Source organism: Streptomyces omiyaensis, assembly GCF_014650895.1.
GTDB lineage: Bacteria > Actinomycetota > Actinomycetes > Streptomycetales > Streptomycetaceae > Streptomyces > Streptomyces omiyaensis.
In genome coordinates this window covers 257,647-278,119 of sequence record NZ_BMVV01000010.1, presented here as the reverse complement: position 1 = coordinate 278,119, position 20,473 = coordinate 257,647, and the positions used below count along the sequence as shown (strand labels likewise).

The following is a 20,473-nucleotide window of genomic DNA, read 5'->3' as shown; positions in this document are numbered from 1 at the left end:
GTCCGGGGCGCGGAAACCCCGGAAAGTGCTGACAGAACTGACAGAACCTCGCCGTATGGCCTCTGACCTGCTGGTTTGGCCACTTTGGCCGCTGTGACAAAACCTCAAAAAACTCTGACAGAACCTCGAAAACCTAGGTTCTGTCAGACCGGGCCGCCTGCCCGGCGGGGAGGTTTTTTGAGTTCTGTCAGAGTTTCCGGAGGTTTTGTCACAGCTCCGGAAACCCTTGCTTTCGCAGTTCAGGCGGCTGGTCGGGAGGTTCTGTCAGTTCTGTCAGCGGTTTCGGGGGTTTTCAGGCGGCGGTGGTGACGCGGGGGTGGGTCTCGTAGCGGGGCGAGGGCGGCCGGCCGCCGCGCGTGGTGCGGGGCGGCGGGGGCTGCTGGCGGAGCCAGCCGTGTTCCTCCAACAGCTCCAGGGCGGGGTCGAGGTCGCCCATGGCCGGGAACTCGCTGCGGGGCATCGCGCGGAAGAGGTCGCGCTTGGTGAAGGTCGCGGTGCGGGCCTCGCTCAGGTGGGTCAGAACCGTGTGGGCGGCTTCCTGGGCGGGGTCGGCCTTCATGGCGTTGAAGACGTCGAGGGCGTGGGCGGTGAAGTAGTCGCCGAGTCGGGTGGCGGCGGCCATCGTCTGGGCGGCGATGGGCCGGTGCCAGGCGTCCTCGGGGTGGGTGGCGAGGTGGAGGAGCCCGGCGATGCGGGCGACGGCGCCGTCGCGCTTGCTGGCCCAGTTGATGATGGGCGCGAGGGGACCGTCCTTGCGCAGGCGAAACTCGGTGACGCGCTGGTAGGCGAGGAGGACGGCGTCCGCTTCGGGGGTGAGGGTGAGGGCGACGGGTTCGGTCCAGGCCGCGAGGGTCAGGGCGAGGTGTCCGAGCTTCTGGGCGTAGGTGTCGGCGGTGGCGGGGGCGAGGAGTTCGGGGGTGAGGTTGCGGTAGCCGACGAGGGACTCGGGCTTGGAGTAGAGGAACCGGGCGAGCAGGCCGCGGCCGTCGGCGCCCTTGATCTGTCCAATGGCGTCCAGGACGTCCGGCTGGACGGCCAGGCCCATGGTGATGGCCGGGGTCTCGATGTACTGGGCTTCGCGGACCTGGCGGTTCACGCGGGCCATGTCGCCGGCGTGGCCCTTGAGGAAGATGCCCATGTTCGGGGCACCGGAGTAGCGGCCCGCGATGATCTCGAAGATCTCCCCCTCGGGGGACAGGATCGAGATGCGGCCGTCCTGCTGGGCGAGGAGCGTGGTCAGGCTCTCGGCGGTGACGTCGTCGGCGACGAGCTGCGGCTCGGCCGGGACGACGGCCCGCTCGGCGGCCTCGGACAGGGCCACGGCTTGTGCGGTCAGCTCGGCCAGCTTCTCGGGCTCGGCGTTCGCGGCCAGCTTCTCGGCCCGCTCCGCCGCCGCCTTCGAGATCCGCGCCGCAGCCGCGGCCTCGGCCCGATGGGGCGCGGTCAGCTCGATGAGGGATTTCTCGGCGGCGAGCAGGGGCTTGGTCATGAGCCCGAACACGGCGCTCTTGCGGTTGCCGGGCGGCAGCGCGACGGCGGTGTAGAGGTTGACCGGCTCGCTCCACTGCCCACGCACGGACACCGTCAGCCGCCCGCCGGCGGCCGTCCCGACGACGGCCAGCGCGAGGCACCCGGCGAGGTCTACGGGCGTCTGCGTCTCCTCGGCTACGCCCGCGGTCATGGCGGCGAGCCAGTCGGGCAGCGCGTCCACGGGGAAGGAGGGGAGCTTGCCGCGGGGGTTGAGCGGGACGGGCTCGTCCCATACGGGTCCGGCGATGTCCTCGGCGGTCATCTCCTCGAACCCGGCCCACAGCTCGGGGTCGTGCGGGCTCATGCGGCTTCCTTTCCCTCGGTGAGCAGCGGGCAGGTGGTGCGGTGGCGGGTGTGGTCGTCGGTGAGCCGGGCGACCTGCTGGTGTCCGAACGCCTTCAGGTCCCGGCCGCAGGAGCACCACGAGTGCGCGGTGGGCATCGCGTTGCGGCCGGCCGCGCCGATGTGGAGCATCGCGAGGATCCTCGGCCCGGAGGTCGGGTGCGGGTCCAAGCCAGAAGGGACGCCTTCGGCGACGCCTTTCCGGGTGCCCACGGCCCGCAGACGCACCGGCTGAGCGGCGGCTCCGGGCCGGTCGGTGGCGGGAGAGCATTCCAAGGGGGAGGAATTCCGGGGGCTCATGCCGCCTCCCGGGGCCGGGCCTTGCGGATGGAGCTGTCCAAGGCGCTGCGGATCGTGGCGCGGCACTCGGCCGCGGTCAATCCCCTCGCCTCCCCCGCCCCTTGGAATGCCTCCTCCACCACCGCGCGGTCGAGGTCGCCCCACGCGACGAACCGCCCCACCAGGAACGCGGACCGGTTGAGCGTGTTGTTCGCCTGCTTCGCCGGCGCGGCCTGGACGTTGGCGCACTCCCGCTCCAGCGCCGCACGGGCCGCACGGCTCCCGCCCGCCCTCGGCACGGCCGGGGCGACCGTGCGGGGCCGTGCGGGCTCCTGGCGGGCCGTGAGCGCCTCCAGGAGCCAGCCGGGCAGCGGAAGGACCGGGGCGTCGTCCAGGACCGTGTACGCCCCGCCGGGCGTCACACTGCCAGGCGCGACGACGTACCCGCCCCACGCCCGCGTGTCCACCAACTCGCCCAGCAGTCCGGCCGAGTTGCCGAGAAGCGGACCGCTCGGGGCGGTGAAGTAGAGGTGCTGGCCACCGGATGCCGTCCCGGCCCGGAAGGTGGTCGGGAACGGCTGGCCGGCGCGCTCGCAGATGCCCGCGAAGACCTCGGCGCCGGTGGGGCCGGCGGCGCCGTCCTTGGGCATGTCGAGGTCGACGACGACGAGCCCGGACGGTCCGGTCGCCAGGCCGATGTTGAACGGGGCCTGCGCCCAGGCGCGGGTGATCCGCTCGGGGTCGGTGGTGGCCCTCTCCTCCCACTTCACGTGACCGCCCGAGCAGGCCCCGGTGCGGGGGCAGCGGGCCTCGCCGTGCAGGGCGGGGCGCTTCGTGCCGGGCCGGAGCGGGAAGACCGCCCAGCCCCGGGCCGCGGCGTCGAGCGCCGCCTGAAGGGTGCCAGGAGCAGCCGTCAGCACGCGGCCTCCTGCCGCGACACGTTCGGATAGGTCATGCTAGGTGTCTCCAGTTCTCTAGAAGGTGCTGGTGGACGAGGGCGGCCCCGGTTCTTTGGCGAGATGGGGGGCCGCCCTCGGCGTAGCTACGGGCGGTTGTGTCGGGCGCAGGGGCCGAGCAGGGCGTAGTGGAGGGCGGACTCGGCGAGGACGCCGTAGGCGTAGGCGGCATCGGCCTCGCCCTGGGCCACGTCCAGCGCCTGGTGCATCTCGTTCGCCTCGTGGTCGGCCAGGTAGTCCTGGTCGGCGACAGCGGAGGCGTACTCGCCGGCGGAGTTGCACTCCCACCACCGCTGGCGGGCCTTGTCGAACTTGGCGTTGTCGCACCAGCGCTCCAGGCCCTCGATCGCGGGCGGGATGGGGGCGAGCTCGGCCGGGATGATCAGGCAGCCCTCGGCGGTGAGGCCGAGCTCGATCCGGGGCGGCTCCTGGCCGTTGAGGACACGCAGGATGGCCCAGGCGGTGCCGTACGCGTAGCTCAGGGCGGCGTCGGTGTGCAGGCGCTCCATCCGGTCCTGGCACTCCTGGAGCGCCTTGCCGATGCCCATCACGGCGCGGTCGTGGGGCCGGGGCGCGGTGAACAGGCCGGGGACGGTGATCTCGCCGTCGAGGAGGCGGACGCGGTCGAGGTCGTACTGGGCGACGGCGGCCTGCGCGGCCTGGTGGGCGGTACGGGTCTCGCGGGCGGCGGCGCCGAGGGCGTAGGCGCTGTCGGTGAGGGTCTCGAACCAGGGCAGGGTCGTGCGGGTCATGCGGGGCTCCTCAGAGGTTGGAGAGGGCGTCGATGACGCTGTTGGTGAGCTGGTTGATGGGGGTGGCGGCGCCGGTGGAGGCGAGGAAGAAGCCGAATCCGGCGGCGGTGAACGCGGAGCCGTAGCCGAGGTTTCCGGCGCGCAGGAGGAAGAACAGGACGAGCCCGAACAGGGCGACGAGCGAGACGGTTATGGCCACGGCGGATCTCCTTTCGGGGAGTGGGTGTGGTCAGCGGTGCTTGTGGCGGATCAGGTCGCGGCAGGTGCCGGGCAGGTCGGCGACCCAGTCCCAGTCGTCGAGCGTGATCCCGTACTTGGCACCGGCCGCGAGGAGCAGGACGAGCAGGTCGTACGCCTCGTCGAGCTCGGCAGCGGTGGGCGGCGTGCCGTGCCGCTGGACGGTGGTGATGCGCTGGGCGAGGTTGCGGCCCTGGGCGTCGGTCATGCCGCGGACGGCAAAGTCGACGGCGTGGCGGGTCTCGGCCTCTGCGAGGAGCTCGTCGATGATCCGGTCCGCCCACTCGTGGGTGCGGTGCTCGGACTCGGCGCGGATCTGGCGGATGCGGTCGCGGGAGATCATGCGGCGGTCAGCCGATCTTGCGGATCTCGTGGGCGTGGACCAGGACCGGGGCGATCCAGATGCTAATCCGGTCGACGGTCCACCGGCCGTTCGTGAGCGGCCCCGGGGGGACCTCGTCGAGGACGCGGCCGGTCTTGCCGATGGCGCGCGGGTCGTCCTCGCACGCGACGATCAGGACCTTGTCTCCGGCGTTGAACATGTCTGTCTCCTCAGGTCAGGAAGCCTTGGGGCCGTGGGGCTTGCGGGTGATGTCGGGGCGCTCGTGCTTACGGGCGTTGTTGCCGAGGCGGGCGGTGCCGACCGTCGGCTTGTCTCCGGCGCAGCCGTCGCTCCTCGGGTCGGGAGGGCGCTTCTTCATCTGGTCGGCCTCCTAGGCGGTGGTGGTGCGGCGGGCGTGGGTGGCGGCGGTGCGGACGAGGGCGAGGACCTCAGCGCGGGTGCGGCCGGTGGCGTCGTTCCAGCGGTGGTAGGGCTCGGTGATCCCGCGGGCGGCGAGGACGGCCTGGAGGCGGTGGCCGGCGGCGATGGCGGTCGTCTCGTTGCCGTAGCCGAGGCGGAACAGGACGGCCTGGGCGCCGAGGATGCAGCGGCGGCCGGAGGTGGAGCGCAGGGCGCCGCGGTGCCAGCCGTAGCGCTCGATGACGAGCGCGGTCAGCTCCAGGTGCTCAGCGACGCTGATCTGCCTTCCGGCACCGTGGAGTTGGCGCAGCAGCGGGAAGGCGAGGACCCAGTCCGGCAGCAGCCGCAGCGTGCGGGCGGGCGGGGCGAGGACCGGCGCCGGCCCGGCCAACGGAGCCGGGGTGCCGAGGGCTTCGGCGATGAGCTCGGCGGTGGTCTTGGTGACGAGCGGGTGGGCGGTGGTGCGGACGCGGGCGGTGAGGTACTGCTCGATCTCACGGACCAGGAGCGCCGCCTCGGCGGCGTACTCCGGGGCAGGGACGGCGGGGGCGGTGAGGGTCTGGGCGGTCACGATGCCTGACTCCTTATGTACCGGTTTGGGCTAGGACGGAGACCCGGACAGAGCCCGGACGGCTCCGCGTTTGCGCAGGTCAGGGCGTTGGGCATCCCGGACGGATCTGGGGGCGACCTGGACGCGGGGCGTCCGGGACTCGGGTCCCGCGTCCAGGTCGGGGCTCGTCTCGCCCGGGGGTAATCCGGGTCAAGTCGGGCATCGGTCCGGGTGGTGTCCGGGTCGGAATCAGGCGGTGAGCCCGAATCGGGCGGTGATCGTGGCCTCGACGCGGGCGAGCGGGTAGCCGGAGAGCCGGGAGCCCTTCTCGCCCCAGGGGCGCTTGACCTTCTCCTCGTCGATGCGGACGACGAGCGCGCCGAGCCGCTCGGCGGTGACGGCCAGGCCCTGGCCCTTGAGGTGGTCGAGGAGGACCTGGCCGGGGAGCCAGTCGGCGGTCATGTCGGGGATGTCGTGGTGGAAGACGTCGAGGAGGTGGGCGAGGATCGCGGCGTCCTCGTCGCCGAGCTTGAGGAGCTGCTCGGCGAGCGTGACCGGGCCGCTCGGCAGGGTCCCGGCCGCGCGGCGCCATTCGGTGGCGCGCTCGATCAGGGCGGTGACCTGGTCGTCGGTGTAGTAGTCGGCGCGGACCATGGTGGGGTTGGTGCCCTCGGCCCACAGCAGGCCGGCGCCCCGCATCTCCGACTGGATCGTCTTCGCGCTGTAGCCGCTCGCGGCGGCGCCCTTGCCGAGGATCGTGTCGGAGGCTTCGGGGGTGGTGCAGCGCAGCGCCCAGCGGATGGAGAGCAGGTCGCGGAGGCTGGTGTCGACGACGTCGGAGCCGGGCTTCTGGGTGGCGCAGAAGGTGATGATCCCGGCCGCCCGGCCCCGGGAGACGAGGTTGCGGAGCTTGCGGGTGATCTTCTTCCCGTACTCGTCGTCGGTGGTGTAGAGCATGAGCTCGTCGACCCAGAGGAGCTTCTGCCGCAGCTCGGGGTACTTGGCCGCGAGGTCCTCGGTGACCTTGCGCTTGCCGAGCTTCTTCAGCAACGCGTAGCGGGCCTTCATGTCGGTCAGCTCGTCGTCGAGCATCTTGTCGAACGCCTCGGGGTCGGCGTCGCCCTCGTACGCCTCGCACAGCGGCTCGAAGGGCTCCAGGTCGCCGCCGCCCTTGCCGTCGGCCAGGTGCAGGATGACGCGCGGGTCGAGCGCGGCGGCGAGCAGGATCGTGTTGCCCGACGCGGACTTTCCCGCGCCGGGTTCGCCACCGATCAGGCCGGAGCGCTCGACGACGGAGATGGACTGGTGGATGCCGCGGACGTCCGGGCCGATGCTGATGCGGCCCCAGAAGTCGGCGGGGGATTCGAGGGCGAGGAGCGGGCCGGGCTTGGCCTTGTCGGTGAAGGGCAGGTCGCGGGAGACGTAGAGCTCGATGCGGCCGGCGCGTCCGCGCTTGGAGACGGAGACCTGGGCCTCCTCGACGCCGAACGCGGCGGCGAGCTCGTCGGTCGCGCGGATCGCCTTCTTCGCCGGAACCCCCGGGGGCAGGTCGAGGACGGCCGTCCAGGCGCCGCGGGCGTCGAGCATCGGCATCTGCACGACGCCGAGGGTTTCCTCGGAGCCGATGACCTTTGCGGCGCGGAAGGTCTGGTCGAGCATGGGGGCGGTCATGCGGTCGCCGTCGCCGAGCGAGCGCCAGTCGCTCGTCCAGTCCGCCTCCTCGTCGTAGGGCTTGCGGCCGACGAACGCGCCCCCGGCGAACGTCGACAGCAGCCCGGCGGCCAAGCCCAGGCCGCCGGCCATGACGTAGCCGGTGCCGATGGCGGTGAGCGGCGGGCCGTAGGCGACGCCGGCGCGGAGGTTGCGGGCGCGGTTGCGGTCCTTCTTCGCCTTCTTGTGCAGCAGGACGGCTTCCTCGGCGGTCTTGGTCGCCTTCTCGGATGCCTTCATGGCGAGTTCCTTCTTGGTTCCGAGGATGCGGGGGGTGAAGCGGGCGTGGCGGGCGGCGAGCTTGGCCTCGCGGGTCAGGACGTGGGCGGTGTGGGCGGCGGACTGCACGCGCACGCCCTCGAAGCCGACGACCCACTCGTGGGTGCGGCGGGCGCCGCGGCCGAACTGTCGGACGTGGCCGCGCTGGGTGGGCTGACGGCGGACCCAGCGGCGGAAGTCCCGGCGCCGGGCCCGGTAGAAGACTCCGGCCCACGCGGCCCATCCCTCGGCGGAGTACATCCACGCGGGGATGAGCGGGGCGTCGGCGTCGAAGTCGTCCAGGTCGACCTTCTCCACCCGACCCACCACCGGGGCGGGTGCGGTGGGCTTGTCGAGGATGATCCGGGCGGTCTCCAGGACCACCGTGCGGTCGTCCGGGCCGACGGTCGGCGGTTCGGCCGGCATCGGCGGGACGGTCGCCGGGGCGGGGTGGAGGAAGGTGACGGTCGCGATCGGCTCCGGGCCGGAGTCGGCGGGGGCGGGGGTGTGTTCGGTGAGGTGCTCGGTCATGCTTGCTGTGCCTCCTGGTGAGGTAGCGGGGCCCGGCCGGTGCTGCCAGGCGGAGGCCGGGCCCCGCGTACATGGGGTGGTTCAGGCGACGTGCAGGCGGCGCTGCTCGATGACGCGGTTGCGCAGAACGGCGGCATCGACGCGGCGGATCTGGAGCTTCTTCGCCAGGCCGTGGGCGGAGATCTGACGGCCCTCGGCAACGAGCTCGGCGGCGGCCGCGAGGGCGTCCGGCAGGAGCGCTTCGAGCTCCTCCTCGGACTTGCCCTCAGGGCCGTCCGCACGGCCGGTCGGAGCAGGAGCCGAAGAGGCGTTCTCCCCAAGTCCCGCCTGAGATGTGGGGGTCTGGGTGAGTTCGGCGAACGGGTTGAGACGGGCGGCCTTGAAGCCGGTCTCCAGGAGCTCCTCGCGGACGTCGTCACCGAGCTCGAACGCGGCCCCAAGGTGGAGGACGGCCTCGGTCGCGGTGGCGTAGAGCTGAGCGGACAGGCCGGGCTCGGCGCCGGTGTGGATCCGCCACGCGGCGGCGAACGCGGCCTCGTCGTCGAGGACTCCGTACGGCAGGGCGGCCTGGAGCTTGACGGCCTGCTCGACGATCTGCGGGTGGTGCTTGCGGCGGGCGGCGACGTGAGCGCGACGCTCCTTCTCCGCCTTCTTCTGCTCCTTGGTCTTGCCGTGGGAGCCGTGGGTCTTCAGGTCCCAGATGTAGATCGCGAACAGCGAGGAGGCGCCGAGGACGAACGCGACCCACGGGTGCTCGCCGTACGCCTCCAGGCCGTGCCAGAAGTTCACCGCGGCTGCGACAGTGGCGACGGCCCAGGTGCCGATCCGGTACTTCCGCGGTTCGCGGCCGGCGTCCTCGGCCTGCTTGCCCATGAAGGTGATCGCCCAGGCGCCGCCTTCCAGCATCGCCGCGAGCAGGCCCGCCATCGGCGCCGCCACACTCGCGCCGGTCAGGGCGCCGATCTGGGACAGGATCGCCGGGACGATCGAGGCGACCATCACGAACGCCACGAACAGCGTTGCCGGGTTCGCCTTCAGCCACCGGATGAGCTTCACCCGCTTGGCGGCCGTGGCCGCCTTCTTCGCCTGCTTCTCGGCCGCGCGGGCCTTTTTGTCGGCCTGCTCCTGGCGGCGCTTGGCCTCGGCGTCCTTGCGCTTCTCCTCGGCCTGCGCGGTCTCACGCTCGCGCTGGGCGTCGAGCTCCAGGCGGCGGTCCTCGCGGTCCTGGGCCCGCTCGGCGGCCCGGTCGGCCCGGCGGTCTTCGCGGTACGAGCTCATCGAGCACCTCCGGCAGGGGTCGCGATTCCGTACAGGACGTCGGCGAGCTCCTTGCGGAGCTTGGGGGAGACACGGGCCAGGCGGAACCGTCGGGCGAAGCGCTCATCGACGGCCGTCACGGCCCGCGCGATCGTCTCGGTGACCAGACTCAGCAGCGCGACCGTCCCGGCCACCAGGCCGAGGGCGAGCTCCAGGACGGTCAGCACGAACAGCAGGATCTGAGCGGCGGTCCTCACAGCTCCTCACCCGCCTCGTGGCGGTCGGCGCGGAGCAGGAGGAGGTCGACGCCGATGACGCCGGCCTCGACGAACGCCCCCAGGAGCAGCAGGTCCCAGTTGGAGATGGCCGCCCCCCAGGAGACGAGTGCGGCGCACAGCGTCACGAGCGTCCAGAAGACGAAGCGGTTCACGCGGCACCCCGCTCGAAGCCGAGGGCGGAGCGGCGGGGGAAGGCCAGCACCCGGGCGCCGAGCAGGCTGCGGTAGTAGGCGAGGTCCTCGGCGTCGACATCGGTGTCGGCCTCGGACTCGGCCTCCAGGACGGCGACGATGTCGCGCAGCGCGTCCTGGCCGACCGCCGAGTCGAACTCCAGGGCCTCGGTCGGGTCGGCGTCGAAGCCGAGCGCGGCCTCGATCAGCTCGGCCCGAGTAACGATCCTCTGACCGGCAACGATCACGTTCATGGGTCGTACTTCCTTTCACGGGGTTGGGACGGCCCGAACCGAGGCCCCGGTGTTCGCGCACCGGGGCCTCTCGCCGTTTGGAGTCGTGGGTACTTCCGGCTCCCCACCACCCCGCCCGTACGGCACCCCGGAGAAGGGGGCCGGACGGACGGAGGAGGCAACCGGCCGCAGCCGAGGCTGCGGAAATCGTGGGGTACTGCGTCGGACCTCCGACTCGCGTGGTGCCGCTGACCCCGGAAAGGTCCGATTCCCGGAGCGCGTCGCGGCGTCAATGTCGGCCACGCGGTTCTTTAGAGCCGACTGCGTGTCCCCCTGTGTGGGGTGTGGGGCCCGGTTGTGACGCGGGCCCGGTCTCGATCGGCTGGTCTCCACTCGCCGCGGCCGGCGTCCTCACGACCGTGTTGCTGCGGTGGATCACGCTGTTGAGTTGGGGCGCACCGGACCCGGGTCCTTCGACCCATCTGGTGCGCACCAATAGATTGACATCTGGTGCGCACCAGATGCAACCCCTGGTTCGGATTGCGTGTCGGTGTGCTCCTCCAGAGAACGGCTCAAGTGGGGTGCCTCGGTAGCCAACTGGGGTTAACCTCAAAGCTGTTAACCAGCTCTCACCTGCGGCTTTACGGAGGCGGCGTGGCTAAGGGGTTAAAGGCGATCCGGACCGCGCGAGGGTGGTCGCAGGACCGGCTGATTCACGAGATGCGACGGTTCGCGGAGCAACGGCTGATCGATATCGCCTCGGCGGCCAGCCTCAAGACCTACGTGTCTGAGTGGGAGAACGGGCGACGCACCATCTCGGATCGCTACGCGGCGATCCTGCGGCCACTCCTGGGCGCCACGGACGCGGAGCTGCGGGGCGAGGACGAGACACCCGAACCGCAGGCGGACGGCTACGCGGACCTACTCAGCCGGATCGATGCGGCCGGCAGTCTGAGTCAGGCAATGGTCCCGTCGTTCCTGGCGCAGACCGAGCTACTCCGGACCATGGACCGCCAGATGGGTGCGACCGGCCTGGTCGACCAGATGAACGGCCATCTGGCGGCGATGGAGGAGGCGTTGACGTTCGCGGTGCTGCCAGGGGCGCGGCGACCCATCGCGACGGCCCTCGCTGGAGCATCGACCCTCGCCGCCTGGCAGGCGTTGGACGCCGGCGCCGTGGATCGGGCATGGCGACGGTACGAGCTCGCCAAGAAGGCGGCCCAGGACGCCGAGTCCCCGCTGTACCTCGCGCACGCCATGGGGGAACAGGCGTACGTACTCGCGGACGCCGGTCGGCCTCAGCTGGCGGTCGAGCTTGTACGAGACGCCCAGCGCACCCACCCCGAACGCCAGTCACCTCGACTCAGGGCGTGGCTTGCGGCGGCAGAGGCGGAGCTGTGTGTCGCTGTCGGCGGCCCGGAGATGGAATCGGCCGCGAGGGCCGCCCTGGAGCGGGCAACCGCGCTTCTCCCGGACGACGGCGAGGTCCGGGACGCCGACATGCTGAGCATCTTCCTCAACACCGGGCACCTGTCGAGGTGGCGTGGGAACGTCCTGGCCAAGCTCGGTGACGCCTCAGCGATGGAGGAGCTGTACGCGTCGCTCCGCAGTGCCGATGAGACCTTCGTCCGCGCGAACTCCGGGATCCACTGCGACCTCACCCAGGCACACCTCGCCCGCGGCGAGCTAGACGAAGCGCGGAAGCATCTTCAGAAGGCCCGGTTGCTGGCGAACCGCACGGGGTCCGTGCGGTACCGCCGGCGCGTGGAGCTTCTTACCGGGCGCCTCTAGACCGGGACGCGAGGATGTGGAGCAGGGCGACGAGGGTGCCAGAGCCCATGAGCTTGCCCTCGGACATCAGGCGCGGGATGTCGTCGAGGGGGATCCAGGCGATCTCCCCGGCCTCCTCGGCGTCGGTCGGCTCGCCGACCTTCTCGGCGCCGCGGGCCACGAAGATCTCATGCGGCGAGTCCACCATCCCGATCATCGGCTGGTAGCTCACCACGTGCTCGACGGGGCTGGGGCGCCACCCCGTCTCCTCCTCGGTCTCGCGGGCCGCCGTGGTGGCCGCGTCCTCGCCCGCGTCCACGATTCCGCCAGGCAGTTCCCAACCCCACTGCTCCGGTACGAAGCGGTACCGCCACAGCATGAGCACGCGGTCCTGGTCATCGATCACGGCGGTGACTGCCACGCGGAAGAGCCGGACGACGTGGTGCTCGAAGCGTTCGACTCCGGGGGGCTCGACGTCGACCAGGTCCAGGTTCACCCACCGGTTCTCGTAGACGTGGCGCGAGCCGTGGATCTTCCACGGCTCCATCTCCCCCGGCGTCGGGACACTCTCGCCGCCGAGCACGCGGTAGGAGCTGCGGTCGTGAGCCTTGATGAAGTGCTCGTTCGTCAGACGGGCGAGCACCTGACGCAGCGCGGTACGGCCGATCTCCAGCTCGGCGCTCAGCGCTCGCTCGGACGGCAGCTTGTCACCAGGGCCGTAGCGTCCGGACTCGATCCACGAACGGATCGTCTCGTAGACCCTCTGCGTCTTGGGTCCCATCCTCGGTACACACTCCAGGATCGTCGATTGATTGTCCCTAGCCTAATGGGGGTTGGGCAGAGGTGGCTCTGCCTAGCCGCTCTTGCTTTCGACAGTACCGTCTTAGCACTCAGGAAACCGGTGTGACGGCCCGAGACGCCTTTCAGCTAGAAGGGTGGCTCATCCGGATAGCTTCCCGTTCCTCCGGACCACCCTCCCAAGCGGACTGCCAAATGTTTAAAATCCTCGTTCTCTTGGAATGCCTCGCAGAAGTCCGCATTATTGGAAGGGTGAATCAAAAGTATCAGAGTGTCGATGATCTTCTCTGCATCGGGCCAATCCTTGGATCCTTCGAAGGCGGCAAGCATTCGCAATGGATCGGTAGCCATCGCGCGAAGTATGGTGTCCCTATCGCTAATGGCATTAGTTTTGTTGAAGTGTTCTGCGATCTCGAACGTGCGGTCAAGTATGCGCTGAGATCCTGTCAAGGCGAGTAGATTATTGGCGTCGCGATTCATCTCTGCTGCGCGCAGATGTGAGACGGCTTTCTCTATGTTTGGCGCCAAATGCCACTGGCCAATGCAAATCAAAAGATGCTCGACATACTCACCTATGCCAGCCCTGCGGAGGCCCGCTACCACTGTAGGAGCGGCGGTGCTGCCATGCTTCCGCGCCGTGAACCGCAGTAGCGTAAGTACGGTTTCAGAGTTTCCCGGCGCACTCCTCAGTGCCCAGGGGTCGTCCGTATCTGGTTCGGCAAAATTTGGAAACTCTTGATGTAGGGCTGCTGCCGTCTTTACCGTTTCTAGCGGCGGTTCCATGGCGGCGGTTCTCATGAACGACATGCATGACATTTCGGCGCGCATCATTTCTCGAGCTACGCGTGGAAGCCAGTTAGCAGTGGGTTGGCCTCGCGATTCGAGTACGATCTCAACGACGTCCAGCATTCCGGCTTGATAGAGCGGATCTAGGGGCCATTCGAGGTCGATGTTCGCGGGAGCTGCGGCCTTCGTCTCTTCGGGTGTGGAGTGGCTCGCTTGAGCGGAAACCACCCATTGGCGCCATGCCTCTTGATCTGTTTCCTGGGGAGGGAGGGGAGCTCCAATAAATCGCGCATGCTCGGCGAGTGCCTCGACCAGCCGCAGGACTTCGCCAAGCTTTAGTGTGCTTTTTCCGGTGAATTTTTCCTGGATTGTTGAACGGGCTATCCGCTCCTGCCGGCCCTGCCGTTCCAGTAAGCGTTCAATCTCTCGATAGGTCGGGCTTCCCGCCCGCAGGCGAAGCTCTTGGAGCCGCCTGTCCAAGCCAGCTTGCAAGTGAGTCCCTCCATGTCCGTAACCGTCCGGATGCGTCCGGAGCTGGCTGGGAGCGTCCGGAGGTATGGCGGAAGGCTAGGTCAACGCCCGTGCCGGCGTCCGGAAGTTGCCGAGTTCTGCCAGCAAGTTCTCACTCTGCGAGGCGGACAGCTTGACTCAGGGCAGATGGAGCAGCCCCGCCCTCAAGCCTTCGACGACTAGGGCGGAGCTGCGTGTTCAAGCCTGGGCAACGGCCTCAGGGCCTGAAAGAAGAGGAGCGACACATGCAGACCGGCAGCCCTCTCCCGCCGGAGCGTAGTGAAGAGAGACACCGGAGAGCTAGCCTCTGGCTTGCTTGCGTGACGGCAGGTGCCGGCCTGTTGGGGGCGGTCGCGGCCCTCGTCACGGCAGTGCGAGGGTAGGCGGCGAGGCGCCTGGCGGATCTCTTCCCGGCCAGGATGCGGGCGCCTATGGGCCATGCATGGGCCAGAATCGCCCGTCGATGGCTAGTCTACGAGGGAGACGCAGGTCAGACGGCGTACGAGTGCTGTCCGCCGGGCGGTCTTGAAAACCGTCGTGGCGCGAGTCACCGTGGGTTCAAATCCCACACCCACCGCAAGGTGACGCCCCCTGATCAGGAGTTCTGGTCAGGGGGTGTTTCGCGTGAGAGTCGCCGTTGAGACCGTGCTTCCCCGTGAGTTCCCGGCTGAGCGGGCACGGCAGGGGCACGGATGGGGAGGGGTGCTGAATGTCCGATGCAGCGGATTGGGTTGCTGCGGTGGGTGGCTCTATCGGTGCGATTGGTGGACCAGCCGGCATGTGGGCGGCCTGGACTGTTCATCGCCAGAACCGGCGTCGACGCTTTGGTCCCCCTGAGGAGCTCGTTGGACTCTTGGGGAAGGTCCTGGACGTCACTGACAGCGCCCCGATCATGTACAGGGACGCTGAGTGGTTTGAGCGGACAGGTGTGCGGGAGGCCGTGGCCCGAATCGATGAGCTAAGCCATCTTGTGTCCGACAGCCTCCTCGATGCCTATCTGCGCATGGTGATTTTGAAGGGGCAGGCCATGCTTGATGCCGTGACTCGTAGCGGGGACAGCCCAGAACGAGTGGCCACAATCGTTGCGCGGCAGGCGACGTCTGCAACTGATGCTCATCAGCATGCCAAAACTGCTCTCGCCGAACTTCGTCAAAGACTGTAGGGGGGCGCGAGTGCGTAGGCGTTCAACCCCATGCCCACCACTCACCCCAACTCCCATCCCGTCTGCCGTCGACCCACACACCGTGGAGCAGGCGCGGTGCCGGGCGTCCAGGTGGAGCGCGCCACTGTACGAACGACCTGGACGCCCGGTGCCGTGTCTGCTCGGCTCTGCCTGGGTCGACGGCAGGCGGGATGGGAGTTCCCCACCGCTACACCCCACCGGCCGGCACCCGCTCGCGGGCCCCTCCCATCCCGGAGCCTGAGCGCCCCCGCCGGAGGCATGTCGGTGAGCTTGGGGAACCGGCGGCCGTTGGGGCTCGGACTCATGCTCTTGGGCCTATCCCGTCTTGCAGGGGCGGGCGTCGGCGCAGCGGGGGCGGAGCGGGCCGAAGGCAGGAGCGGCGCCCCGAGCGGAGCCGGGAAGCCCGCCCGGCGGAGCGGAGCGCAGCCGGGTGCTTGATGAGGTAGAGAAATCTGTAACTCGGCTTGGCTGCATGGTGGTTCGATCGGCCGCTGTCACTTTTCCTGACAGTCGTGCTTCCCGGTGGTGGGTACCTTCGGAGTATGGAAGGGAGGCCCATCATGGGGGCGGAGTTGAGTACGGGGCAGCGTGTAGCGAGGGCGAGGCGTCGAGCCGGTTGGGATCAAGCTCGGTTGGCTGCTGCGGTCAATCGCTCCGTGAGCTGGGTCTCGAAGATCGAAACCGGACGGCTTCCGCTCGACCGGATGAGCGTGCTCGGGCAGCTCGCTGAGGTCCTGGGCGTTGAGGTCATCGAGCTGACGGGGCAGCCCTACCGGCACGAGACGTCGGATCTGGACTCGGGGCACGCTGCCATTCCGGGGCTTCGTCTCGCTCTCCAGCAGGCCACGATGCCTGGTGGTGCCGCCCTCATCACCATGACCGAGATGCCCACCCTGGCGAACTTGACTGCGAGGGTCGAAGCCGCTGAACGGCTCAGGCAGGATGCCCGGTTCACTGCGCTTGGCGACGTCCTGCCGGCGATCCTCCGCGAATTGATCGTCCTCTGCGACGTGGCGCAGGGCGAGGATGTGTTGAAGGCAGAAGCCCTGATGCTTCGGTCGAGCCACATGGCTCGGGTGTCTTCCAACCTGCTCGGTCACCATGATCTCGGGTGGAGCGCTGTGCAGCGGGAGTTGGTGGCCGCCGAGCGTGCCGAGTCTCCGGTTCTTCAGGCGGCGGCCCGCTGGGACCTGTGTGGGGTCTGGCTTCATGAGGGGGAACTCGCCGCGGCGAAAGACATGGCGCGCCGCGCCCTGGACGACCTCGAACCGCATATGGCGGAGGGTGACGCATCGGTGCGTTCTCTCTGGGGGGCCATGCACTTGCGTGCCGCCGTGGCGTGGTCGCGCCTCTGGGACCGGGCGGAAGCGGAGTCGCATCTTGCCGAAGCTCGCGACGTGGCAGGTGGGCTTCCCCTGGGCGGCAACGTATTCCAGACGCAGTTCAACGCCGTGAACACCGAAATCCACGCCGTTGAGGTGAGCCTCGAACTGGGGCACCCGCGAGACGTGTCCTCGCGAGCGGAGCTTGTGGACGTGATGGGTATCGCGTCCGGCGAGCGACAGTCCCACTTCTGGGTGTGCACGGCAGCGGGGCACATGATGAACGGAAAGGCTGCGCCGGCGGCTGACGCGATCCTTCGGGCGGATTCCATCGCCCCGCAGCACGTCCGCAATCGGCCGATCGCTCGCAACCTCGTCGATGACCTCCGGTCCACGGACAAGCACGAACGCGCCGAAGAGGTCCGGCGACTGGCGGGACACATGAAGCTGGGCTGATCGCGACATCTACCAGGGGGAGTACTGCCGTGAAGGTTGCAGACAGGGCGCGGTTATTAGCCGAACTGCACGAGATCCGGAGAAAGCTGGCGGAGGCTGTTCAGCGAGTCGATCGCCTGTCTGCCACCGTCACGGCAGATCGCCAACGCGGCCTTCAAGACGGTCGAGCCGCGAGTTGATGAGGTCCAGGGCGGCCTTGATCTCTGCAAGTTCGTTGGCCATGGTTGAGCCCTGCTCGGCCTCGACGGATGGCGGATCGCTGGCGACGAACGTTCCCCGACCCTGCTGGCTCACGATCAAGCCTTCGTCTCGAAGAACGTTCAGCGCGTGCCGGACTGTCATGGCTGCCACGCCGTACCGCTCGGCCAGCTTGGCATTGCCCTCCAGTCGCTGGCCGGCCTTCAGTCCTCCGCGCGCGATCTGGTTGCGGAGGTCGTCGGCTACCTGCGCGTAGGCGCTGCGGGGGTCGTCCGGGCTCACGGTCACGATCTCAAGTTACCTAAGTTATCTAAAGAAGTCTGCCCCAGAGGCTTGCGCTCTTCGAACTTCCTACTAATCTAGGTAACACAAGAGAAGCTAGAGAACCCCAGTCGGGAGCGGCGCCCTACCGCCAAGCAGATGCGCCGCTCCCGTCCCTCGAAGGGAAGTCTCATCATGCCTGCTGCTGTGGTCTACCGCCGGTCGTTGTCGGGTCCGAACTGCCCCGCGTGCATGGAGGACCGGTGCCCCGATCCCGCTGAGTGCCTGCACTTCCTCACGTCGAACCCCTGGGCCGACTGCTCGGTCTGCGAGGGCTCCGGCTGGGCGGACGAAGAGGCCAATCCGGGGATGATCTTCTGTGAGTACTGCGCGGGCTCCGGCCTCAACGAGCACACCGTCCGCTCGATCGCTCTGATCGAGGTCAGCGAGAAGGCCAAGCAGCGGCACGCGGCCCACGTCGCTCGCCTCATCGAGTGCGTGTCCCAGGCCACGGCGTCCGTCGGTGTGGCGGTGGCCGCGTGACGGTCTTCCCCGTCGCCCCGGAGGCCGTGGCTGGTGTCGCGGCCTCTCTGGGCACCGATCCCCTCGCGCTGGCGGATCTCCTGCGGGTGGCGAACACCCCCGGGTTCGAGCGGTGGCGTGAGCAGGTGCGGCGTACGGGTGGCTGCTCGGACCCGATCCACCTGTCCGGCAGCACCGTGACCCGCGACCGCCGTACCGGGGACGTCCTGTACTCGTACTCCACCGTCGATGAGCCCGGGGGCCGGTTACGGGTCGCCTGCGGCAACCGCCGGGCCTCGCGCTGTCCCTCGTGCGCCTGGACCTACGCCGGGGACACCTACCACCTGATCCGCGCAGGGATCACCGGCGACCAGACCAAGAACGTCCCCGCCACCGTCCGGAACCATCCCCGGGTCTTCGCAACCCTGACCGCCCCGTCCTTCGGCCCGGTCCACAACCGTCCCGCCTCCGGCCGCTGCCGCTGCGCCGCCGCCCATCCGGAGAACGATCCCGCCCTCGGCACGGCCCTGGACCCGGCACGCTACGACTACGCGGGCGCGGTGCTGTGGAACAACCACGCCGGACAGCTCTGGCAGCGCTTCACCATCTACCTCCGCCGCGAGATCGCCGCCCGCGCCGGCATCACCCAGGCCGCGCTCAAGGAGTCGTGCCGGGTCTCGTTCGGCAAGGTCGCCGAGTTCCAGAAACGCGGCGCGATCCACTTCCACGCCGTGGTCCGCCTCGACGGCCCCGACGGACCCGACACCGCCCCACCCTCTTGGGCCTCGGTCACTGTGCTGGACGACGCAATCCGCGCCGCTGCCGCCCGCGTCGCCGTCACCCTCCCCGCCACCGACACCCAGCCCGCCCGAACGCTGCGGTGGGGCACCCAGGTCGACGTCCAGCCCATCGGCGCGCTCGGCCAGGAGGAACTGACCGAACAGGCCGTCGCCGCCTACGTCGCCAAGTACGCCACCAAGGCCGCCGAGACCACCGGCACCGTCGACCGCCGCATCGGCGAACTGGCGGAGCTGGCCGCCCTCGACATCCCCGCACACACCCGGCGCCTGATCGAAGCCTGCTGGAACCTCGACGCCGAGTTCCCCGGCCGGATGCTGGCCCGCTGGGCCCACATGCTCGGCTTCCGGGGCCACTTCTCCACCAAATCCCGCGCCTACTCCACCACCCTCGGCGCCCTGCGCCAGACCCGCGCCGACTACCGCGCCGCCCAGGAACGACGCGAACGCGGCCTGCCCGAACCGGACGACGACCCGGAGGGCTCCACCCTCGTGATCGCCCACTGGACCTACGCCGGACACGGCCACACCCCGGGAGAGTCCTGGCTCGCCGCCGGCATCGCCCGAGACATCCGCACCAACCGAGACACCGCACGCGAAGCACGAACCGAACTCGAAGACGCCGAACTGGGGGAGTGGTGACCATGGACCGACTGCTGAGCGTGGGAGAGGTGGCCGAGCTTCTGGGCACCACCGTTCGCTTCCCTCGGCGCCTGATCGAGGAGCGCCGGATCACCTTCGTGAAGGTCGGCCGACACGTCCGCATCCCGGAGAGCGCGGTCGCTGCCTTCGTCACGGCCAACACCGTGGAGCCGGTCGTAGTCCGCTCCCTGGCCATGCTGAGGAAGGCTGCCTGATGGCACGCAAGCGGAAGTCTCGCCGGAGCTTCGGGCGCGTGCGCAAGCTGCCCTCGGGTCGGTTCCAGGCCCGCTACCCGGGGCCGGACGGTGTTCTTCGCCCGGCCGACCGAACCTTCGCCACGTCAACCGACGCGGACGTGTGGTTGGCGAAGAAGCGAGTGGAGATCGAAGACGGGCGATGGATCGATCCGGCTGAGGGAGCGGCCACGGTCAGAGACTGGTCCGCCCGCTGGCTGGCTGCTGTCGCGCCCCAGCTCAAGCACAAGACACAGGCGTCGTACCGGTCGCTAATCGAGTCGCGGATCAATCCCGTGCTCGGCGATCGGGAGCTTTCCAGCCTCCGGCCGATCACCGTGGCTGAGTGGGTCGGAGAGATGAAGGCCGCTGGCCTCAGTGCCTCGCGCATTCGGCAGGCGTACAGGGTGCTGTCTCAGGTCATGGCCTCCGCCGTCGACAACGAGCTGATTGCACAGACCCCGTGTCGCGGTGTGCGCCTTCCTCGGATGCCGCAGACCGAGCCGCACATCCTCACCCAGGTGGAGGTGTCCCGTATCGTCCGGAGCGCCAGTGCGCCGCATGATCTACTGATCGCCCTGCTCGCCTTCGCCGGCCTGCGGATCGGAGAGGCGTTCGCTCTCCGACGCATGGACGTGGACGTGCCCGGCTGCATGTTGGTCGTGGACGAGAACCTCGCCGAGGCGAACGGGACCCTGGTTTTCGACACCCCGAAGTCGCACCAGAAACGTTCGCTGTCCCTGGCCCCGTCACTGACGAAGCGGCTCGGCGCCTACCTCGACACGCTGCCGGGCGGTGCCGATGCGCTGCTCTTCACGAACAGCTTTGGCCGACCCCTGCGCTACAACCAGTGGCGCAAAGCGCACTTTGACCCTGCGGTCACTGCGGCCGGCCTTTCAGACGTCACCCCCCACGATCTTCGAGCGTCGCACGGCACCTGGGTGGCCGATCGGTACGGCGTGATGACGGCTGCGCACAGGCTCGGTCACTCCAACGCGAGCGTCACCACCCGGCACTACGCTCGCCCTGTGGCTGGCCGAGACACCGAGGTGGCTGCGGCCTCCGATGCCTGGTTCGAGGGGCACGAGGAGGGCGATGGGGCACGTAGCGGGCACGACGACGATGACGACGGCTCCGCTGGCGCCCCGGCCCGCGTCTGACCTGCGGCGG

Annotated in this window: 24 protein-coding genes; 7 read left to right on the top strand and 17 right to left on the bottom strand. The window is 69.3% G+C overall.

All coding sequences use genetic code 11. The annotated features are described in order from the left end of the window. Positions 1–292 precede the first annotated feature (292 nt). The 14 genes from IE287_RS19400 to IE287_RS19335 all read right to left on the bottom strand — a co-directional run bounded on the left by IE287_RS19400 (position 293) and on the right by IE287_RS19335 (position 9,846). Positions 293–1,834 carry a YfjI family protein gene (locus IE287_RS19400; protein WP_189850340.1) on the bottom strand — a complete coding sequence of 514 codons (1,542 nt, stop codon included), beginning with the start codon at positions 1,832–1,834 and terminating at the stop codon, positions 293–295. Next, entirely contained in the window at positions 1,831–2,043 is a 213-nt protein-coding gene (locus IE287_RS38600; RefSeq protein ID WP_229883580.1) for a hypothetical protein, read from the bottom strand. The genes IE287_RS19400 and IE287_RS38600 overlap by 4 nt, the downstream gene beginning before the upstream one ends. A gap of 125 nt (positions 2,044–2,168) precedes the next feature. Then, entirely contained in the window at positions 2,169–3,071 is a 903-nt protein-coding gene (locus tag IE287_RS19390) for a bifunctional DNA primase/polymerase (RefSeq protein ID WP_189850338.1), read from the bottom strand. A gap of 122 nt (positions 3,072–3,193) precedes the next feature. Next, positions 3,194–3,859, bottom strand: coding sequence for a hypothetical protein (locus IE287_RS19385; protein WP_189850337.1), 666 nt, complete (start codon positions 3,857–3,859; stop codon positions 3,194–3,196). A gap of 10 nt (positions 3,860–3,869) precedes the next feature. Continuing rightward, positions 3,870–4,058 (bottom strand): hypothetical protein, encoded by a 189-nt coding sequence (locus IE287_RS19380; RefSeq protein WP_189850336.1) that lies wholly within the window; start codon positions 4,056–4,058, stop codon positions 3,870–3,872. Positions 4,059–4,088: 30 nt separating this feature from the next. Further along, entirely contained in the window at positions 4,089–4,439 is a 351-nt protein-coding gene (locus IE287_RS19375; protein ID WP_189850335.1) for a hypothetical protein, read from the bottom strand. A gap of 7 nt (positions 4,440–4,446) precedes the next feature. Then, positions 4,447–4,638, bottom strand: coding sequence for a hypothetical protein (locus IE287_RS19370; RefSeq protein WP_189850334.1), 192 nt, complete (start codon positions 4,636–4,638; stop codon positions 4,447–4,449). 15 nt (positions 4,639–4,653) lie between these two features. After that, complete coding sequence (locus tag IE287_RS19365) at positions 4,654–4,797, bottom strand: hypothetical protein (protein ID WP_189850333.1); 144 nt, start codon at positions 4,795–4,797, stop codon at positions 4,654–4,656. Between the two features lie 12 nt (positions 4,798–4,809). After that, positions 4,810–5,409, bottom strand: a complete 600-nt coding sequence (locus IE287_RS19360; RefSeq protein ID WP_189850332.1) for a DUF6197 family protein — start codon at positions 5,407–5,409, stop codon at positions 4,810–4,812. Between the two features lie 228 nt (positions 5,410–5,637). Next, complete coding sequence (locus IE287_RS19355) at positions 5,638–7,887, bottom strand: FtsK/SpoIIIE domain-containing protein (RefSeq protein ID WP_189850331.1); 2,250 nt, start codon at positions 7,885–7,887, stop codon at positions 5,638–5,640. Positions 7,888–7,968: 81 nt separating this feature from the next. Further along, on the bottom strand, positions 7,969–9,165 hold the full coding sequence (locus IE287_RS19350; protein WP_189850330.1) for a hypothetical protein: 1,197 nt from the start codon (positions 9,163–9,165) through the stop codon (positions 7,969–7,971). Further along, complete coding sequence (locus IE287_RS19345) at positions 9,162–9,401, bottom strand: hypothetical protein (RefSeq protein ID WP_189850329.1); 240 nt, start codon at positions 9,399–9,401, stop codon at positions 9,162–9,164. The genes IE287_RS19350 and IE287_RS19345 overlap by 4 nt, the downstream gene beginning before the upstream one ends. Continuing rightward, positions 9,398–9,574: a hypothetical protein gene (locus IE287_RS19340; protein ID WP_189850328.1), complete on the bottom strand. Its 177-nt coding sequence runs from the start codon at positions 9,572–9,574 to the stop codon at positions 9,398–9,400. Before IE287_RS19340 ends, IE287_RS19345 begins: the two co-directional genes overlap by 4 nt. After that, on the bottom strand, positions 9,571–9,846 hold the full coding sequence (locus tag IE287_RS19335; RefSeq protein ID WP_189850327.1) for a hypothetical protein: 276 nt from the start codon (positions 9,844–9,846) through the stop codon (positions 9,571–9,573). The genes IE287_RS19340 and IE287_RS19335 overlap by 4 nt, the downstream gene beginning before the upstream one ends. Positions 9,847–10,479: 633 nt before the next feature. On the opposite strand from IE287_RS19335, the gene IE287_RS19330 reads away from it, so the two are divergent. Then, positions 10,480–11,616, top strand: coding sequence for an NsdA family TPR-like regulatory protein (locus tag IE287_RS19330; RefSeq protein WP_189850326.1), 1,137 nt, complete (start codon positions 10,480–10,482; stop codon positions 11,614–11,616). Here IE287_RS19330 and IE287_RS19325 read toward each other — a convergent pair. Both IE287_RS19325 and IE287_RS19320 read right to left on the bottom strand, forming a co-directional pair. Then, positions 11,600–12,376: an NUDIX domain-containing protein gene (locus IE287_RS19325; protein WP_189850325.1), complete on the bottom strand. Its 777-nt coding sequence runs from the start codon at positions 12,374–12,376 to the stop codon at positions 11,600–11,602. The genes IE287_RS19330 and IE287_RS19325 overlap by 17 nt on opposite strands. A gap of 146 nt (positions 12,377–12,522) precedes the next feature. Continuing rightward, a complete protein-coding gene (locus IE287_RS19320; protein WP_189850324.1) occupies positions 12,523–13,671 on the bottom strand; it encodes a hypothetical protein in 1,149 nt (382 codons plus the stop codon). Positions 13,672–14,398: 727 nt separating this feature from the next. Here IE287_RS19320 and IE287_RS19315 point away from each other — a divergent pair. Both IE287_RS19315 and IE287_RS19310 read left to right on the top strand, forming a co-directional pair. Then, positions 14,399–14,851, top strand: a complete 453-nt coding sequence (locus IE287_RS19315) for a hypothetical protein (protein ID WP_189850323.1) — start codon at positions 14,399–14,401, stop codon at positions 14,849–14,851. A gap of 563 nt (positions 14,852–15,414) precedes the next feature. Continuing rightward, positions 15,415–16,650 (top strand): helix-turn-helix domain-containing protein, encoded by a 1,236-nt coding sequence (locus IE287_RS19310; protein ID WP_308436873.1) that lies wholly within the window; start codon positions 15,415–15,417, stop codon positions 16,648–16,650. A 129-nt stretch (positions 16,651–16,779) separates the two neighbouring features. Here the strand turns inward: IE287_RS19310 and IE287_RS19305 are convergent, their stop codons facing one another. Continuing rightward, a complete protein-coding gene (locus tag IE287_RS19305; protein WP_189850321.1) occupies positions 16,780–17,136 on the bottom strand; it encodes a GntR family transcriptional regulator in 357 nt (118 codons plus the stop codon). Between the two features lie 168 nt (positions 17,137–17,304). Between IE287_RS19305 and IE287_RS19300 the strand changes: the two genes are divergently transcribed. The 4 genes from IE287_RS19300 to IE287_RS19285 are packed head-to-tail and all read left to right on the top strand — an operon-like array spanning position 17,305 to position 20,463. After that, on the top strand, positions 17,305–17,652 hold the full coding sequence (locus IE287_RS19300; protein WP_189850320.1) for a hypothetical protein: 348 nt from the start codon (positions 17,305–17,307) through the stop codon (positions 17,650–17,652). Between the two features lie 26 nt (positions 17,653–17,678). Beyond that, the gene (repSA, locus tag IE287_RS19295) at positions 17,679–19,070 is read left to right on the top strand and encodes a replication initiator protein RepSA (protein ID WP_189850379.1); all 1,392 of its coding nucleotides are present in this window, start codon (positions 17,679–17,681) and stop codon (positions 19,068–19,070) included. 2 nt (positions 19,071–19,072) lie between these two features. Beyond that, entirely contained in the window at positions 19,073–19,285 is a 213-nt protein-coding gene (locus tag IE287_RS19290; protein ID WP_189850319.1) for a helix-turn-helix domain-containing protein, read from the top strand. Then, positions 19,285–20,463 (top strand): tyrosine-type recombinase/integrase, encoded by a 1,179-nt coding sequence (locus tag IE287_RS19285; protein ID WP_189850318.1) that lies wholly within the window; start codon positions 19,285–19,287, stop codon positions 20,461–20,463. Before IE287_RS19290 ends, IE287_RS19285 begins: the two co-directional genes overlap by 1 nt. Positions 20,464–20,473 lie beyond the last annotated feature (10 nt).

Coding starts and splice junctions, on each gene's coding strand:
- IE287_RS19375 (WP_189850335.1), bottom strand. CDS start 4,439: ATGATCTCCCGCGACCGCATCCGCCAGATCCGCGCCGAGTCCGAGCAC.
- IE287_RS19290 (WP_189850319.1), top strand. CDS start 19,073: ATGGACCGACTGCTGAGCGTGGGAGAGGTGGCCGAGCTTCTGGGCACC.
- IE287_RS19365 (WP_189850333.1), bottom strand. CDS start 4,797: ATGAAGAAGCGCCCTCCCGACCCGAGGAGCGACGGCTGCGCCGGAGAC.
- IE287_RS19350 (WP_189850330.1), bottom strand. CDS start 9,165: ATGAGCTCGTACCGCGAAGACCGCCGGGCCGACCGGGCCGCCGAGCGG.
- IE287_RS19285 (WP_189850318.1), top strand. CDS start 19,285: ATGGCACGCAAGCGGAAGTCTCGCCGGAGCTTCGGGCGCGTGCGCAAG.
- IE287_RS19355 (WP_189850331.1), bottom strand. CDS start 7,887: ATGACCGAGCACCTCACCGAACACACCCCCGCCCCCGCCGACTCCGGC.
- IE287_RS19370 (WP_189850334.1), bottom strand. CDS start 4,638: ATGTTCAACGCCGGAGACAAGGTCCTGATCGTCGCGTGCGAGGACGAC.
- IE287_RS19310 (WP_308436873.1), top strand. CDS start 15,415: ATGGAAGGGAGGCCCATCATGGGGGCGGAGTTGAGTACGGGGCAGCGT.
- IE287_RS19385 (WP_189850337.1), bottom strand. CDS start 3,859: ATGACCCGCACGACCCTGCCCTGGTTCGAGACCCTCACCGACAGCGCC.
- IE287_RS19325 (WP_189850325.1), bottom strand. CDS start 12,376: ATGGGACCCAAGACGCAGAGGGTCTACGAGACGATCCGTTCGTGGATC.
- IE287_RS19400 (WP_189850340.1), bottom strand. CDS start 1,834: ATGAGCCCGCACGACCCCGAGCTGTGGGCCGGGTTCGAGGAGATGACC.
- IE287_RS19300 (WP_189850320.1), top strand. CDS start 17,305: ATGCCTGCTGCTGTGGTCTACCGCCGGTCGTTGTCGGGTCCGAACTGC.
- IE287_RS19315 (WP_189850323.1), top strand. CDS start 14,399: ATGTCCGATGCAGCGGATTGGGTTGCTGCGGTGGGTGGCTCTATCGGT.
- IE287_RS19335 (WP_189850327.1), bottom strand. CDS start 9,846: ATGAACGTGATCGTTGCCGGTCAGAGGATCGTTACTCGGGCCGAGCTG.